The following is a 264-nucleotide window of genomic DNA, read 5'->3' as shown; positions in this document are numbered from 1 at the left end:
AGTCCGACGCCGACGGCAAGGGCACCATCGTGCTGGCCACGGTCCGTGGCGACGTTCATGACATCGGTAAGAACCTGGTCGACATCATCCTGTCGAACAACGGTTACAACGTGGTGAATCTGGGGATCAAGCAGCCGGTGGCGGCGATCCTGGACGCGGCGACCGAGCACAAGGCCGACGTGATCGGCATGTCGGGACTCCTGGTGAAGTCCACCGTGATCATGAAGGAGAACCTGCAGGAGCTCAACCAGCGCAAGATGGCCG

1 protein-coding gene is annotated in these 264 nt (G+C 61.4%); it reads left to right on the top strand.

Translation table 11 applies throughout. From position 1 onward, the window contains the following. Positions 1 to 264: cobalamin-dependent protein (locus tag C6N31_RS42995; protein ID WP_198359730.1), on the top strand; the 264-nt coding region annotated here is incomplete at both ends.

It is taken from the genome of Streptomyces fildesensis (assembly GCF_016107395.1).
Classification (GTDB): domain Bacteria; phylum Actinomycetota; class Actinomycetes; order Streptomycetales; family Streptomycetaceae; genus Actinacidiphila; species Actinacidiphila fildesensis.
This window is presented reverse-complemented; position numbering and strand designations above follow the sequence as displayed.